This window comes from Cellulomonas algicola (genome assembly GCF_019024305.1).
Classification (GTDB): Bacteria; Actinomycetota; Actinomycetes; order Actinomycetales; family Cellulomonadaceae; genus Cellulomonas; species Cellulomonas algicola.
Genome location: NZ_JAHKSJ010000031.1, coordinates 1 through 15,769, shown reverse-complemented (window position 1 = coordinate 15,769; position 15,769 = coordinate 1). Strand labels below are relative to the sequence as shown.

Here is a 15,769-nt window from a genome sequence, read left to right as displayed (position 1 = left end):
TCCGACCGGACGACCGGTCCCGTGCACCCGGGGCCGTCAGTGGGAAGAAGGGGAAGCACGATGGCACCGAGCAGCACCCCGGTCGCACGACTCACGGAGGCGGGGGTGGCGATCTGGCTGGACGACCTGTCCCGTGAGCGCCTCCGCACCGGAGACCTCGCCGACCTCGTCGAGGACCTCGGCGTGGTGGGCGTGACGACCAACCCGACGATCTTCGCGTCGGCCCTGTCGAAGGGCGACGCCTACGACGAGCAGCTCCGTGAGCTCGCCGCCGAAGGCGTCGACCTCGACGAGGCGGTCTTCCGCATCACGACGGACGACGTGCGCGCGGCCGCCGACGTCCTGCGCCCGGTCTACGACCGGACCGCGGGCGTCGACGGTCGCGTGTCGATCGAGGTGGACCCGCGGCTCGCCCGGGACACCGACGGCACGATCGCGTCCGCGAAGGCGCTCTGGTCGACCGTGGACCGGCCCAACGTGTTCATCAAGATCCCCGCGACGGTCGAGGGGCTGCCGGCCATCACGGCTGTCCTCGCGGAGGGGATCAGCGTCAACGTGACGCTGATCTTCTCCCTCGACCGCTACCGCGCCGTGCTCGACGCGTTCCTCGCGGGCCTCGAGCAGGCGCGCGAGAACGGGCACGACCTCGCGCCGATCGCCTCGGTCGCGTCGTTCTTCGTGTCGCGCGTCGACGCGGCGATCGACCCGACGCTGGACGAGCTCGGCACGCCCGAGGCGGCGGAGCTGCGCGGCAAGGCCGCCCTCGCCAACGCGCGGCTCGCGTACGGCGTCTACGAGGAGGTCGCCGGCGGTGAGCGCTGGCAGTCCCTCGCGGCCGCCGGCGCGCACCCGCAGCGACCGCTGTGGGCGTCGACCGGGGTCAAGGACACGGCGTACCCCGACACGCTGTACGTCGACGAGCTCGTCGTCGCAGGCGTCGTCAACACCATGCCCGAGGCCACGCTGCGCGCGGTCGCGGACCACGGCGGCGACGCGCACGACACCGTCACGGGCACGGGTGCGGCGTCCGCCGAGGTCATCGACCGGCTCGCCGAGCTGGGCGTCGACCTCGACGAGGTGACCGTCCAGCTCGAGGAGGAGGGCGTGTCGAAGTTCGAGGCGAGCTGGGAGCAGCTGCTGTCGACCGTGCGTACCGGCCTGTCCGAGGCGCAGGCGCAGGTCGCGGCCGGTGAGGCCCGGTGAGCGCGAAGATCGCCGCAGGCCACAACCCGCTGCGCGACCCACGCGACCGGCGGCTCCCCCGCATCGCCGGCCCGTCCGGTCTCGTCATCTTCGGCGTGACGGGCGACCTCGCCCGCAAGAAGCTCATGCCCGCCGTGTACGACCTGACGAACCGGGGGCTGCTGCCCCCGGGCTTCGCCCTCACCGGGTTCGCCCGGCGGGACTGGGCGACGCAGGACTTCGCGGAGATCGTGCACGACTCCGTCAAGGAGCACGCGCGCACGCCGTTCCGTGAGGCGACGTGGCGTCAGCTGTCCGAGGGCATCCGCTTCGTGCAGGGCACGTTCGACGACGACGACGCGTTCGACCGGCTGAGCGACACCGTCGAGGAGCTCGACGTGTCCCGCGGCACGGGCGGCAACCACGCGTTCTACCTGTCGATCCCGCCGAGCTCGTTCCCGGTCGTCTGCAAGCAGCTCGCGCGCTCGGGCCTCTCGCAGCCCAAGGACGGCACGTGGCGACGCGTCGTCATCGAGAAGCCGTTCGGCCACGACCTGGCGAGCGCGCGCGAGCTGCAGGACATCGTCTCGAGCGTGTTCCGGCCGGACGACATCTTCCGGATCGACCACTACCTCGGCAAGGAGACGGTCCAGAACCTGCTCGCGCTGCGGTTCGCGAACCAGCTGTTCGAGCCCATCTGGAACGCCAACTACGTCGACCACGTCCAGATCACGATGGCCGAGGACATCGGCATCGGCGGCCGCGCCGGCTACTACGACGGCATCGGCGCCGCGCGCGACGTCATCCAGAACCACCTGCTGCAGCTCCTCGCGCTCACCGCGATGGAGGAGCCCGTGTCGTTCGACGCCGAGGGACTGCGCAACGAGAAGATCAAGGTGCTCTCGGCCGTGCGCAACCCGCGGGACATCGGCAAGCACACGGCGCGCGGCCAGTACACCGCGGGCTACCAGGGCGGCGAGAAGGTCGTCGGCTACGCCGAGGAGGAGGGTTTCAACCCGAACTCCACGACGGAGACGTACGCCGCGATCCGCGTCGACATCGACACGCGCCGCTGGGCGGGCGTCCCGTTCTACCTGCGGACCGGCAAGCGCCTGGGCCGCCGCGTCACGGAGATCGCGGTCGTGTTCAAGCGCGCGCCGCACCTGCCGTTCGAGTCGACCGCGACGTCCGAGCTGGGCAACAACGCGCTCGTCATCCGCGTGCAGCCCGACGAGGGCGTCACGCTGCGGTTCGGCGCCAAGGTGCCGGGCACCGCGATGGAGGTCCGCGACGTCACGATGGACTTCGGCTACGGGCACGCCTTCACCGAGTCCTCCCCCGAGGCGTACGAGCGGCTCATCCTCGACGTCCTGCTCGGCGACCCGCCGCTGTTCCCGCAGCACCAGGAGGTCGAGCTGTCCTGGAAGATCCTCGACCCGATCATCGACCACTGGGCCTCGAAGGGCGGGAAGCCCGACGAGTACCGGGCGGGCACGTGGGGGCCGGCGTCGGCCGACGAGATGATGGCGCGTGACGGACGCGCGTGGAGGCGACCGTGATCATCAACCTGCCGGACACCACCACGCGCGACATCAACAAGCGCCTGCTCAAGGAACGCGACGAGGGCGGCGCCGTCGCGCTCGGCCGCGTGCTCACGCTCCTCATCGACGCGGGCACGCACGACCCCGAGGACGCGATCGACGCGGCCAACGACGCGAGCCGCGAGCACCCGTGCCGTGTCATCGTGCTCGCCAAGGACACGCACGACCGCACGTCGAGCCTGGACGCGCAGATCCGCCTCGGCGGTGACGCGGGGGCGAGCGAGGTCATCGTCCTGCGCCCGTCCGGGGCCATCGACCGGCACCTCGACACGCTCGTCATGCCGCTCCTCCTGCCCGACGCGCCGATCGTCACGTGGTGGCCGTACGAGATCCCCGACGTGCCCTCCGAGCACCCGCTCGGCCGCATGGCGCAGCGCCGCATCACCGACTCGTCGCAGTGCGCACGACCGGGCAAGGAGCTGCGCAAGCTCTCGCAGGTCTACGCCGAGGGCGACACCGACCTCGCGTGGACGCGCGCGACGCTGTGGCGCGGGCTCATCGCCGCGACGCTCGACCAGCCGCCGTTCGAGGCCGTCCGCAAGGCCGTCGTCACCGGCGAGAGCACGCACCCGTCGGTCGACCTGATGGCCGCGTGGCTCGCGGAGTCGCTGCGCTGCCCGGTCGAGGTCGAGCGCCTCGCCGACGCACCCGCGATCACGCAGGTCCGCCTCGAGCGCGCGTCGGGCGACATCGTCCTCGACCGCCCCGATGGCAAGACGGCGGCCCTGCGCCAGCCCGAGCAGCCGGAGCACCGGATCGCGCTGCCGATCCGCCAGCTGCGCGAGTGCCTCGCGGAGGAGCTGCGCAGGCTCGACCCGGACGAGGTCTACGGCGACGTCCTGCAGAAGGGCCTCGCGAGGATCGACGCGTGAGCCGCCGCGACGTCGTCGTCCACCCGGACGCCACGGTCCTCGCGGAGGCCGTCGCCGCACGGCTGCTCACCCGGCTGCTCGACCTGCAGTCGCACCGCTCCCCCGTCCACGTCGTCCTCACGGGCGGCACGGTCGGGATCAGGTCGCTCGCGGCGGTCGCGCACAGCCCGCTGCGCGACGCGGTCGACTGGTCGGGCGTGCACCTGTGGTGGGGTGACGAGCGGTTCCTGCCCGACGGGGACGCCGACCGCAACGAGACGCAGGCACGCGAGGCGCTGCTCGACGGTCTCGACGCCCTGCCGGCGGAGAACGTCCATCCCATGCCGGCGCTGTCCGACGACGTGCCGACGCCCGAGGCGTCCGCCGCGGCCTACGCGCGCACGCTCGCCGAGCACGCGCCGCCCGGGCTGGTCGCGCCGCGGTTCGACGTCACGCTGTTCGGGATGGGGCCGGACGGCCACGTCGCGTCGTTGTTCCCCGGGCACGACACCGTGTCCGTGACCGGGGTCGCGACGGTCGCGGTGCACGACTCCCCCAAGCCGCCGCCCCTGCGCGTGTCGCTCACGTTCGACGCGATCCGCGCGTCGCGCGAGGTCTGGGTCGTCGCCGCGGGTGCCGAGAAGGCGCCCGCGGTCGCCTCCGCCCTCGCAGGTGCGCCAGTGCGCGAGACGCCCGCGTCGGGCGCGCTCGGCACGGAGCGCACGCTGTGGCTCGTGGACACCGCGGCGACGCAGGACGCGGCCCCCGGAGCCCCCGCGGCGGCCGCGGCAAGCGACGAGGGCGTCGACCCCGTGGCCCGGTGGACGGCCGTCGACACCTGGTTCGAGCAGCTCGCGCCGCAGGACGTCGCGCTGGTCGACGCGGGGCGCAGCGCGCGTGAGGCCGGCCTGCCCGACATCGCGGTGTCGGCGCTGCAGGGCAAGCTCCTGCACCTGCTCGCCCAGGGCATCGGTGCGCGGCGTGTCCTCGAGCTGGGCACGCTCGGCGGCTACAGCACGCTCTGGCTCGCACGGGCCCTCCCCGAGGGCGGCCGGGTCGTCACGCTGGAGATCTCGCCCGAGCACGCCCGTGTGGCGTCGGAGACGTTCGCGCGCGCGGGCCTCGACGAGCGGATCGACGTGCTCGTCGGGCCGGCGACGGAGACGCTCGAGCGGCTCGCGGCGGACGGCGTGGAGCCGTTCGACCTGGTGTTCGTCGACGCGGACAAGCAGGCGCTCGCCGCGTACGTCGACGGCGTCGCCGGCCTGGTCCGGCCGGGTGCGCTCGTCGTCGTGGACAACGTCGTGCGCGGCGGCGCGGTCGTCGACCCGCACCACCCCGACGAGCGCGTGCAGGGCGTGCAGCGGTTCGTCGCGAGCGTCGCGCAGGACGCCCGCTGGGAGGCCACGGTGCTCCAGACGGTCGGCTCCAAGGGGTACGACGGCTTCGCCCTCCTGCGCCGCACGGAGCGTTAGCACCTCACGAGCGCGACGTCCGTCCACCCGCATCCTGGGAACGACGAAGGGCCCCGCCGCTCAGCGGCAGGGCCCTTTCGTCGTGCGCGGAACGGTCCGGTCAGGCGCCGGTCATCCGGCCGCCGCGACGGGCGCGGAGCGCGGCGAGCGCCTCGTCGAGGATCGCGGCGCCGTCCTCGTCGGACCGCCGCTCCTTCACGTACGCGAGGTGCGTCTTGTACGGCTCGTTCTTGCTGGGGGACGGAGGGTTCTCCTGGTCCTGGCCGGCCGGGAACCCGCAGCGCGGGCAGTCCCACGTGGCGGGCGCCTCCTCGGCGGCCTCCTCCGCGAAGCTCGGCCGCGTCTCGTGGCCGTTCGCGCACCAGTAGGAGATCCAGATCCGCGGTGCGGCGTCGCCCCGCTCGGCCTCGCCCATCGGGCCGGCTCCGACTCGCGACCCCCTGATCGCGCTCCCGCTCGCCATCGCCAGCCCCTCTCAGCTCGCCGTGCGCTCGATGAGGCCGAGCAGCACGATCACGACGGTCCAGAACAGGGCCACACCGATGGTGATCCGGTTGAGGTTGCGCTCCGCGACGCCCGAGCTGCCGGCGCTGCTCGAGATGCCGCCGCCGAACATGTCGGACAGGCCGCCGCCCTTGCCCTTGTGCAGGAGCACCAGCGGGATGAGCAGGATGCTGGACAGGACCAGCAGCACCTGGAGGGTGATGCGCAGGGCGTTCACGGCGGAGTCGGTTCCTCACTGGACGGGCGCGTCGACCGGCCGGATGGCGGCGACGCTGCGGTGGACCGCGGTACAGGGTAGGCGACTCGTGGCGGGAAAAGCCACCACCGCCCACAGACGTGGGGCCCCGTGCCGCGTCGAGCGCGTGCACGGGGCCCCGGTGCCTGTCAGGTCAGAGCCCGACCTCGTGCGACTGAAAGCGCACGATCTTGGCGAACTCCTCGGGGTCGAGGCTCGCGCCGCCCACGAGGGCGCCGTCGACGTCGGGCTTCGCCATGATCGACGCGACGTTGGACGACTTCACGGAGCCCCCGTAGAGGACGCGCACGGCCTGGGCCGTCTCGGCGTCGTACAGCTCCGCGACCCGGCCGCGGATCGCCTCGGACATCTCCTGGGCGTCCTCGGGGGTCGCCGTCTCCCCCGTGCCGATGGCCCAGACGGGCTCGTACGCGATGACGAGCGTGCGGACCTGCTCGGCCGTGACGTCGGCCAGCGCGGCCTCGAGCTGCAGCAGCGTGTGCTGCACGTGCGCGGCGGCACGACGCGTCTCGAGGTCCTCGCCGACGCAGAGGATCGGCACGAGGCCGGCCTTGAGCGCGGACTTGACCTTCGCGTTGATCAGCTGGTCCGACTCGGCGTGGTACTCGCGCCGCTCCGAGTGGCCGACGAGCGCGTAGGTCACGCCGAGCTTGGTGAGGAACAGCGGCGAGATCTCGCCGGTGTACGCACCGGACTCGTGCGCCGACAGGTCCTGCGCGCCGTAGGCGATCTGCAGCTTGTCGGCGTCGACGAGCGTCTGCACGCTGCGCAGGTCCGTGAACGGCGGGACGACCGCGACCTCGACCGTGGCGTAGTCGTGCTTGGCGTCCTTGAGCGTCCACGCGAGCTTCTGCAGCGTGTGCGTCGCCTGGTGGTGGTCCAGGTTCATCTTCCAGTTGCCCGCCATGAGCGGGGTGCGCTGCGTCATGCTCAGTCCTCCAGGACAGCGATACCGGGGAGGGTCTTGCCCTCGAGGAACTCCAGGCTGGCGCCGCCGCCCGTCGAGATGTGGCCGAAGCCCGCCTCGTCGAAGCCGAGCGTGCGCACGGCCGCGGCGGAGTCGCCTCCGCCGACGATCGTGAAGGCACCGTTCGCGCCCGCGTCGACGAGCGCCTGCGCGACGGCGCGCGTGCCGCCCGCGAACGCCTCGAACTCGAACACGCCGGCCGGGCCGTTCCAGACGACCGTCTTGGCGTCGACGATCTTCGACGCGAACAGCTGCTCCGACTCGGGGCCGATGTCGAGGCCGATCTTGCCGTCCGGGATGGCGTCGGCCGCGACGACGGACGACGGGGAGTCGGCCTTGAACTCGTCGGCGACACGGATGTCGACCGGGAGCACGATCTCGACACCGGCGTCCTCGGCCTGCGCGAGGTAGCCCTTGACGGTGTCGATCTGGTCGGCCTCGAGCAGCGAGTTGCCGACCGAGTAGCCCTTGGCGGCGAGGAACGTGAACAGCATGCCGCCGCCGATGACGAGGCGGTCCGCCTTCGTCAGCAGGTTCGAGATGACGCCGAGCTTGTCGGAGACCTTGGAGCCGCCGAGCACGACGACGTAGGGGCGCTCGGGGTTCTCGGTCGCCTTCTTGAGCGACTCGACCTCGTTGAGCACGAGCTTGCCGACGGCGTGCGGGAGCTTGAGCGCGACGTCGTAGACCGACGCCTGCTTGCGGTGCACGACGCCGAAGCCGTCGGAGACGTACACGTCGGCGAGGGCAGCCAGGTCGTCGGCGAGCGACGCGCGCTCCTCCTCGACCTTGGACGTCTCGCGCGCGTCGAAGCGGATGTTCTCGAGCAGCGCGATCTGGCCGTCCTCGAGCGCGGCGACGGTCTCCTTCGCGGACTCGCCGACCGTGTCCTTCGCGAGCGCGACGGGCTGGCCGAGCAGCTCGCCGAGGCGCGCGGCGACGGGCGCGAGCGAGTACTTGTCCTCCGGGGCGCCCTTCGGGCGGCCGAGGTGCGCGGTCACGATCACGCGCGCGCCGGCGCCGAGCAGCGCCTGCAGCGTCGGGAGGGCCGCGCGGACGCGGCCGTCGTCGGTGATCGTCGTGCCGTCGAGCGGCACGTTGAAGTCGGAGCGGACGAGCACGCGCTTGCCGCGCAGGTCGCCGAGGTCCTCGATGGTCTTCATGGTCTCCTACCTTGCAGAACCGGCCGGCTCACGTCGGTCGGGGGTCCGAGGGGTGCTCACACGACAGCGTCCGCGTGCGCCGAGGCCGTGGCCGGGGCGCACGCGGACGCATGACGTGTGCTGAGCGGGGTTCGTCAGAGACGGTCGCCCACGTACTGCGTGAGGGTGACGAGCGAGTTGGAGTAGCCCCACTCGTTGTCGTACCAGGCGATGATCTTGACCTGGTCGCCGATCACCTTCGTGAGCTTCGAGTCGAAGATGCTCTGGTGCGGGTTCGTGACGATGTCGCTCGAGACGATCTCGTCCTCGACGTACTCCAGGACACCCTTGAGCGGGCCCTCGGCGGCAGCCTTGACGGCGGCGTTGACCTCGTCGACCGTGACCTCGCGCGAGGCGGTGAAGGTCAGGTCCGTGGCCGAGCCGGTGATCGTCGGCACGCGGAGCGCGAAGCCGTCGAGCTTGCCCTTGAGCTCGGGGAGCACGAGGGCGACGGCCTTGGCCGCACCGGTCGAGGTGGGGACGATGTTCTGCGCGGCGGCGCGGGCGCGACGGAGGTCGCGGTGGGGGCCGTCCTGCAGGTTCTGGTCACCCGTATAGGCGTGGATCGTCGTCATGAGGCCGCGCTCGATGCCGATGGCGTCGTTGAGGGCCTTCGCGACGGGGGCGAGGCAGTTCGTGGTGCACGACGCGTTCGAGATGATGTGCTGCGTCGCGGCGTCGTACTGCTCGTGGTTCACGCCGACGACGAAGGTGCCGTCCTCGTTCTTCGCCGGGGCGGAGATGATGACCTTCTTGGCACCGGCGTCGATGTGCGCCTTCGCCTTGGTGGCGTCCGTGAAGAAGCCGGTCGACTCGATGACGATGTCCGCGCCGAGCTCCGCCCAGGGGAGGTTCGCCGGGTCGCGCTCCTCGAGGGCGCGGATCTTCTTGCCGTCGACGATGATGTTCTCGTCGTCGAACTCCACGCTCAGCGGGAAGCGGCCGAGGACCGTGTCGTACTTGAGCAGGTGGGCGAGCGTCTTGTTGTCCGTCAGGTCGTTGACACCGACGATCTCGATGTCCGCGCCCGACGCGACGATGGCCCGGTAGAAGTTGCGACCGATACGACCGAAGCCGTTGATGCCGACCTTGATGGTCACTTGCCCTCCTCGGCAGCGCCGACGAGGTCGGCGCACACAATGGGTGTTGGGGTCAACGCACGCCGATGTGCGTTCCGCTCGCCCTCGACCGACTCATGCGCAGCACGTGACGGTCGTGTGACGATCGGATGACGCAACCCTATACCCGTGACGGAGGCCACGGGGGTCGGAGGTCCCAGGGTGGACACCCGTCCGGGTGCCTGCGCGCGGGTCCGCGCAGGTCAGCCCACGGACCGCGTCAGAGGTCGAGCAGGTCGGGGCTCAGCCCCGCCTCGGTGTCCGGGATCCCGAGCTCCTGGGCGCGCTTGTCGGCCGTCGCGAGCAGACGTCGGATCCGGCCCGCGACGGCGTCCTTGGTGAGCGCCGGCTCGGCGAGCTTGCCGAGCTCCTCGAGCGACGCCTCCTTGTGCGCGAGGCGCAGCTCCCCGGCCTCGCGCAGGTGCTCGGGCAGGTCGTCGCCGAGGATCTCGAACGCGCGCTCGACGCGGGCGCCGGCGGCGACCGCGGCACGCGCGGAGCGACGCAGGTTCGCGTCGTCGAAGTTCGCGAGCCGGTTGGCGGTGCCGCGCACCTCGCGGCGCACGCGCCGCTCCTCCCACACCAGCATCGTCTCGTGCGCGCCCAGGCGGGCGAGCATCGCCGAGATCGCGTCGCCGTCGCGGATCACCACGCGGTCGACGCCGCGGACCTCACGCGCCTTCGCCGCGACGCTGAGCCGACGTGCCGCACCGACGAGCGCGAGCGCGGCCTCCGGGCCGGGGCACGTCACCTCGAGGGCCGACGACCGGCCGGGCTCCGTGAGCGAGCCGTGCGCGAGGAACGCACCGCGCCACGCGGCCTCCGCCTCCGCGACGCCCGCCGACACGACCTGCGGCGGCAGACCCCGCACGGGGCGGCCGCGGTTGTCGAGCAGACCCGTCTGCCGGGCCAGCGACTCGCCGTCCTTGACGACGCGCACCACGTACCGGCTCCCCCGGCGGAGACCGCCCCCCGAGACGACGATGATGTCGCTCTCGTGCCCGTAGACCTCGGAGATCGCCTGCCGCAGCCGCCGTGCGGCGATGCCCGTGTCGAGCTCCGCCTCGATCACGATCCGCCCCGAGATGATGTGCAGCCCGCCCGCGAACCGCAGCGTCGCCGAGACCTCGGCCTTGCGGACGGACGTGCGGTCCACCTTCAGACGCGCGAGCTCGTCCTTGACCTGTGCCGTCAACGCCATGGCGTCATCCTGCCATCTGGGACGAGCGTCCGGGTCCGGTCCGGGAGGTCAGCCCGCGCCGCCCGCACGTGTGCCGACGTCCCCGAGGAAGCCCTCGACGACGTCCCGGAAGGCCGCCGCGAGGCGCAGGGGGTCGTGCATGGGCGTGCCGTCGCCGCGTCCCACCTGACGCAGCAGCAGCTGCGCACCGAGCCGTTCGGTCGTGTCGCTGAGCACGTCGACGTCGTCGACCGCCCCGGGGTCCGCGACCACGGCGTCCACCCGGAGCCCGGGCGCGTGCGCGTGCAGCGCCTCGAGGTGCTCCTCGGCGCGCATGCCCTCCGTCTCCCCCGATTCGGGCGACAGGTTGAGCGTGACGATGGTGCGCGCCTGGGTCCGCTGCAGGGCGTCCCGCAGCCCGGGGACGAGGAGGTGCGGCATCACGGACGTGTACCAGGAGCCCGGGCCGAGGACGACCCAGTCGGCCTCCTCGATCGCCGCGACCGCCTCCGGGCAGGCGGGCGGGTCGGTCGGCTCGAGCCGCAGGTGCTCGATGCGGCCGCCCGTCGTCGCGACGGACACCTGGCCGCGCACACGGTCCGCCGTCCCGTCGGCGTGGACCACATCGGCCTCGATCTGCAGCGGGACCGCCGCCATGGGCAGCACCCGGCCGCGCGCCCCGAGCAGCCGTCCGACCCAGTCGAGCCCCTCGACGGTGTCGTCGAGCAGCTCCCACAGCGCGACGATCAGCAGGTTCCCGACCGCGTGCCGGTCGAGCGGGCCCTGCGACGCGAACCGGTGCTGGAGCACGTCGCGCCACGTCCGGCCCCACTCGGAGTCGTCGCACAGGGCGGCCAGCGCCATCCGCAGGTCGCCCGGCGGCAGGACGCCGAGCTCGTCGCGCAGGCGCCCCGACGAGCCCCCGTCGTCCGCGACGGTCACGACCGCGGTGATGCGGTCGGTCATGAGCCGCAGCGCCGACAGCGTCGCGGAGAGCCCGTGCCCGCCGCCGAGCGCGACGACGGCCGGACCGGACCCGCGGGCGGCACGCTGGGACGGCGGGACGCTCATTCCTTGCCGAGGTCCCGCGCCGACACCGCGACCTGGTGACCCCGCTCGCGCAGGCGTGCCGCGACCGCCTCGCTGATCGCCACCGAGCGATGCTTGCCGCCCGTGCAGCCCACCGCGATCGTCACGTAGCGCTTCTCCTCGTTGAGGTACCCCGCGAGCACCGGCTCGAGCGCGTCGACGTACCGGTCGACGAACTGCACGGCACCGGGGAGCCCGAGGACGTAGTCACGTACGGGTGCGTCCCGGCCGGTCAGGTGGCGCAGCTCCGTGACCCAGTACGGGTTGGCGAGGAACCGCACGTCGACCACGTGGTCCGCGTCGAGCGGGATCCCGTACTTGAACCCGAACGACAGCACCGAGACGCGCAGGACGTCCGCCGTCGAGCCGACGACGACCGAGCGGACCTCGCGTGCGAGGTCGTGCACGTTGAGCTCGGAGGTGTCGATCACGGTGTCCGCGCGCTCACGCAGGTCGCCCAGGACCGCGCGCTCCGCGGCGATGCCGTCGAGGATGCGCCCCTCGCCCTGGAGCGGGTGCGGGCGCCGGACCTGCTCGTACCGGCGGACGAGCACCTCGTCGGACGCGTCGAGGAACAGGATCCGGTGGTCGACACCGGCGGCCCGCAGGCCGTCGAGGACCTCGCGGACGTCGGCGAAGAACTCGCGCCCGCGCACGTCGACCACCGCCGCGAGCCGCTGGGCGCGCTGGCCCGTCGGGCCGCTCGTCAGCATGCCGACGAGGTGCGTGAGCATCTGCGCCGGGAGGTTGTCGACGACGTACCAGTCGAGGTCCTCGAGGACGGCGGCGGCACGTGTCCGGCCGGCGCCGGACATGCCCGTGATGATGAGGAGCTGCGGTGCCTCGAGGCGCGGCCCCTCCGCCGCTGCCTCGAGCGCCGGGATGCCGGCAGGGACGGTGATCGGCGACGGCTCGTCGGTCATGACCTCAGCATGCCAAACCCGGACGCCTCCTCGGCCGACGCGGGGCTCGCGTCGGCCGACGCGTCGACCGTCGACGCGTCGTCCGCGGGGCTCGGGGCGGCTGGGACGACGACGGTCCCGCCCTGCGCTCCCGTCTGCGCGGCGTCGCCCGCCAGGGCCGCCACGACCGCCGCCGCGGTCCGCTCGCCCATGCCCTGGACGGTCGCGATCTCCTCGACCGACGCCGCCCGCAGGCGCTTGACACTGCCGAAGTGGCGCAGCAGCGCCGCCCGTCGCGCGGGGCCGAGCCCGGGCACGTCGTCGAGGACGGAGACCGTCATGCCCTTGGAGCGACGACGGCGGTGCGCGGTGATCGCGAACCGGTGCGCCTCGTCACGGAGCCGCTGGAGCAGGTACAGGCCCTCCGAGGACCGCTGGAGGATCACGGGGTAGTCCTCGCCGGGCAGCCACACCTCCTCGAGGCGCTTCGCGAGGCCGCAGAGCGCGACGTCGTCGATGCCGAGCTCGGCCATCGCGGCAGCGGCGGCGGCGACCTGCGGCTGTCCGCCGTCGACGACGATCAGGTTGGGCGGGTAGGCGAACCGCTGCGGGCGGCCCGTCGTCTCGTCGACCGGCCCCGAGCGACGCGGCTCGTCGTCGTCCTCCCCCAGCCCCAGCTCGACGTCGCCCGCGTTGGAGCGCTCCGCGAGGTAGCGGCGGAACCGGCGCGTGATGACCTCGTGCATCGCGGCCGTGTCGTCGCGCGCGCCGTCACCGTCCGGACCGCGGAGGTTGAACAGGCGGTACTCGCTCTTGCGCGCGAGCCCGTCCTCGAACACGACCATCGACGCGGACTGGAACGTGCCCTGGTTGTGCGACACGTCGAAGCACTCGATCCGCAGTGGCGCCGACGCCAGGTCGAGGGCCTCCTGGATCTCGCGCAGCGCCTGGCTGCGCGTCGTGAGGTCGCCCGCCCGGCGCGTCCGGTGCAGCACCAGCGCGTGCTCGGCGTTCCGCAGCACGGTGGCCGCGAGCTCGCGCTTGTCTCCCCGCTGCGGGATGCGGACCTGCACGCGGGACCCGCGCATGCCGGACAGCCAGTCCTGCACCTGCTCGACGTCGGGCGGCAGCACCGGGACCAGGACCTCGCGCGGCACCGAGGCCGTGCCCGTGTCCTCCTCGGTGCCGTACACCTGCTGCAGCAGGTGCTCCACGAGCTCGGCGTCGGTGACGTCCTCGACCTTCTCGACCACCCAGCCGCGCTGGCCGCGGATGCGCCCGTCGCGGACGTGGAACACCTGGACGGCGGCCTCGAGCTCGTCGCCGGCCAGGGCGAAGATGTCCGCGTCGGTGCCGTCCTTGAGGACGACGGCGTTGCGCTCGGTCGCCTTCTCCAGCGTCGCGATGTCGTCGCGGAGCCGCGCCGCCTGCTCGTAGTCGAGCTCCGCGGCGGCCTCCTTCATGCGGGCCGTCAGCCGCTTGGTGAACTTCGCGGTGTCCCCCGCCATGAAGTCGCAGAAGTCCTGCGCGAGCGCGTGGTGGTCGTCGGGCGAGATGCGCCCCACGCAGGGTGCGGAGCACTTGTCGATGTAGCCCAGCAGGCACGGCCGTCCCTGCTGGGCGGCGCGCTTGAAGACGCCCGCCGAGCACGTGCGCACCGGGAAGACGCGCAGCAAGAGGTCGACCGTCTCCCGGATCGCCCACGCGTGCGCGTACGGGCCGAAGTAACGCGTGCCCTTGCGCTTGGCGCCGCGCATGACCTGCACCCGCGGGAACTGGTCCGCCATGGTGACCGCGAGGTACGGGTACGACTTGTCGTCCCGGTACTTCACGTTGAACCGCGGGTCGAACTCCTTGATCCACGTGTACTCGAGCGCGAGCGCCGCGACCTCGGTCGGCACGACGGTCCACTCGACGGACGACGCGGTGGTGACCATCTGCTGCGTCCGCGGGTGCAGGTTGTGCACGTCCTGGAAGTAGCTCGACAGGCGGGAACGCAGGCTCTTGGCCTTGCCGACGTAGATGACGCGACCGTGCTCGTCGCGGAAGCGGTAGACGCCCGGGGAGTCCGGCAGCTCCCCCGGCGCGGGGCGGTACGTGGCGGGATCGGCCATGCCGTCGAGCCTAGGCGCTCGTTCCGACACCCTCGCTCGCCGCCCTGCTGGAGCCGTGTGTCAGGGCTCCACGACGCCGAGGGTGGGACCGCGATTGCGAGGTTCCCCTGCGGGGGTGGGGGCCGCGCTGCGTCGCGATGGCCTGTTATCATCACTCATGCGTGCGACCGACGCCGTCGACCGGCACCTCGAACGGCTCGTGGACGCCGGGGCGTCGCGATCTCTCCACCGCCAGCGCCGCTGGGCGCTCCGGCACGCGCTCACCGCCGCCGCTCTGGCCGGCGTGCACGGCCCCTCCCCCCTCCCCCACGACGTCGCGGCCACCGCGCCCGACACCCTCGATGCCGCCGAGCGACGCGTCGACGTCGCGGATCTGCTGTCCCCCGCGTTCCTCGGCTGGTACCTGCCGTGGGCGGCGGACGGCGGGCTCACCGACCCCGAGCGGCCCACCGCGGGGCGGTCTCCCGCCGCGGCTCGTGCCCGCGTCGCCGCGCTGCGGGCCCTCGCCGCCGACGTCGGCCTGCCCCCGCCCGACCACACCCACGGAACCCCGCAGCTCCGCACGGTCATCGAGCGCCGGCCTGTCGAGGACCTCCTGCGCGCCTTCGAGGGCCACCGACCGCGGCCCACGGCGACTCGCGCCCGCCTCCTGGCGATGCTCGCCGTCATGGCCGCCGACCCCGTCGGCCCCACGGCCCTGGCCGCGATGGACGTGCGGGACCTCACGCTCGAGACCCGCACGCTGCGCGCCCCGAGCGACGGCCGGGCGCTCGAGCTCTCGCCCGCCGCGACGACCGCCCTCCGCACCTGGCTCGGCGTCCGGGACGAGCTCGTCGCGTCGCTCGACGGCGGAGCCGTGCAGGCCCTGTGGGTGTCCGCGCACGGCCTGCGCGACGCCGACGGCACCGCGCGGCCGCCCGGCCTGCCGCTGCGGACCCGCGGGATCGAGCGCGCGTACGCCCGCGGCGTGCGCGCACTGCGCCGGCACCTCGCCGCGCACCCCGAGCGCGTCCCGCACTCGCTGCTCCCCGAGCACACGCCGCCCGGAACCGTCCCGCCGCTCGACCTGCCGCCGTCGCTCGAGCTGCTGCGACGGTCGCTGCTCGCCGCGGGTCACGGCCCCGAGCGCGACCGGCCCGCACCGACCGGCACACCGTCAGCACCGTCCGCACCGTCCGCACAGCACGCGCAGCCCGCACCGTCCGCACCGTCCGCACCGTCCGCGCAGCCCGCACAGCACGCGCAGCCCGCACCGTCCGCGCAGCCCGCACAGCACGCGCAGCCCGCACCGTCCGCGCAGCCCGCACAGCACGCGCAGCCCGCACCGT

The 15,769-nt window shown here is 73.0% G+C and carries 14 protein-coding genes; 5 read left to right on the top strand and 9 right to left on the bottom strand.

The features are described from left to right. The first annotated feature begins 60 nt into the window (after positions 1 to 60). Genes tal through pgl form a run of 4 tightly spaced genes read left to right on the top strand, consistent with a single transcriptional unit; the run spans position 61 to position 5,109 of the window. Positions 61 to 1,203 carry a transaldolase gene (tal, locus tag KOV94_RS18470; protein WP_218052831.1) on the top strand — a complete coding sequence of 381 codons (1,143 nt, stop codon included), beginning with the start codon at positions 61 to 63 and terminating at the stop codon, positions 1,201 to 1,203. Beyond that, the gene (zwf, locus tag KOV94_RS18465; RefSeq protein WP_124342190.1) at positions 1,200 to 2,741 is read left to right on the top strand and encodes a glucose-6-phosphate dehydrogenase; all 1,542 of its coding nucleotides are present in this window, start codon (positions 1,200 to 1,202) and stop codon (positions 2,739 to 2,741) included. Before tal ends, zwf begins: the two co-directional genes overlap by 4 nt. Next, positions 2,738 to 3,655 carry a glucose-6-phosphate dehydrogenase assembly protein OpcA gene (locus tag KOV94_RS18460; protein WP_218052850.1) on the top strand — a complete coding sequence of 306 codons (918 nt, stop codon included), beginning with the start codon at positions 2,738 to 2,740 and terminating at the stop codon, positions 3,653 to 3,655. Before zwf ends, KOV94_RS18460 begins: the two co-directional genes overlap by 4 nt. Further along, a complete protein-coding gene (pgl, locus tag KOV94_RS21375) occupies positions 3,652 to 5,109 on the top strand; it encodes a 6-phosphogluconolactonase (RefSeq protein WP_218052830.1) in 1,458 nt (485 codons plus the stop codon). Before KOV94_RS18460 ends, pgl begins: the two co-directional genes overlap by 4 nt. A gap of 100 nt (positions 5,110 to 5,209) precedes the next feature. Here pgl and KOV94_RS18450 read toward each other — a convergent pair whose 3' ends face one another. The 9 genes from KOV94_RS18450 to uvrC form a co-directional block, all read right to left on the bottom strand. Further along, positions 5,210 to 5,572 (bottom strand): RNA polymerase-binding protein RbpA, encoded by a 363-nt coding sequence (locus KOV94_RS18450; RefSeq protein ID WP_162351951.1) that lies wholly within the window; start codon positions 5,570 to 5,572, stop codon positions 5,210 to 5,212. Between the two features lie 12 nt (positions 5,573 to 5,584). Next, positions 5,585 to 5,830, bottom strand: a complete 246-nt coding sequence (gene secG / locus KOV94_RS18445) for a preprotein translocase subunit SecG (RefSeq protein ID WP_124342187.1) — start codon at positions 5,828 to 5,830, stop codon at positions 5,585 to 5,587. A 172-nt stretch (positions 5,831 to 6,002) separates the two neighbouring features. Continuing rightward, the gene (gene tpiA, locus KOV94_RS18440) at positions 6,003 to 6,797 is read right to left on the bottom strand and encodes a triose-phosphate isomerase (RefSeq protein WP_162351950.1); all 795 of its coding nucleotides are present in this window, start codon (positions 6,795 to 6,797) and stop codon (positions 6,003 to 6,005) included. 2 nt (positions 6,798 to 6,799) lie between these two features. Next, positions 6,800 to 7,999, bottom strand: coding sequence for a phosphoglycerate kinase (locus KOV94_RS18435; RefSeq protein ID WP_162351949.1), 1,200 nt, complete (start codon positions 7,997 to 7,999; stop codon positions 6,800 to 6,802). A gap of 134 nt (positions 8,000 to 8,133) precedes the next feature. Then, positions 8,134 to 9,138 carry a type I glyceraldehyde-3-phosphate dehydrogenase gene (gene gap / locus KOV94_RS18430; RefSeq protein WP_124343936.1) on the bottom strand — a complete coding sequence of 335 codons (1,005 nt, stop codon included), beginning with the start codon at positions 9,136 to 9,138 and terminating at the stop codon, positions 8,134 to 8,136. A gap of 238 nt (positions 9,139 to 9,376) precedes the next feature. After that, a complete protein-coding gene (gene whiA, locus KOV94_RS18425) occupies positions 9,377 to 10,357 on the bottom strand; it encodes a DNA-binding protein WhiA (protein ID WP_124343935.1) in 981 nt (326 codons plus the stop codon). A gap of 48 nt (positions 10,358 to 10,405) precedes the next feature. Further along, positions 10,406 to 11,407, bottom strand: coding sequence for a gluconeogenesis factor YvcK family protein (locus KOV94_RS18420; protein WP_124343934.1), 1,002 nt, complete (start codon positions 11,405 to 11,407; stop codon positions 10,406 to 10,408). After that, a complete protein-coding gene (gene rapZ / locus KOV94_RS18415) occupies positions 11,404 to 12,348 on the bottom strand; it encodes an RNase adapter RapZ (protein ID WP_124343933.1) in 945 nt (314 codons plus the stop codon). The genes KOV94_RS18420 and rapZ overlap by 4 nt, the downstream gene beginning before the upstream one ends. Further along, the gene (uvrC, locus tag KOV94_RS18410) at positions 12,345 to 14,441 is read right to left on the bottom strand and encodes an excinuclease ABC subunit UvrC (protein ID WP_218052829.1); all 2,097 of its coding nucleotides are present in this window, start codon (positions 14,439 to 14,441) and stop codon (positions 12,345 to 12,347) included. Before uvrC ends, rapZ begins: the two co-directional genes overlap by 4 nt. Before the next feature lie 157 nt (positions 14,442 to 14,598). Here uvrC and KOV94_RS18405 point away from each other — a divergent pair. Then, positions 14,599 to 15,769 (top strand): hypothetical protein (locus tag KOV94_RS18405; protein ID WP_218052828.1); only part of this gene is annotated, 1,171 nt, incomplete at its 3' end.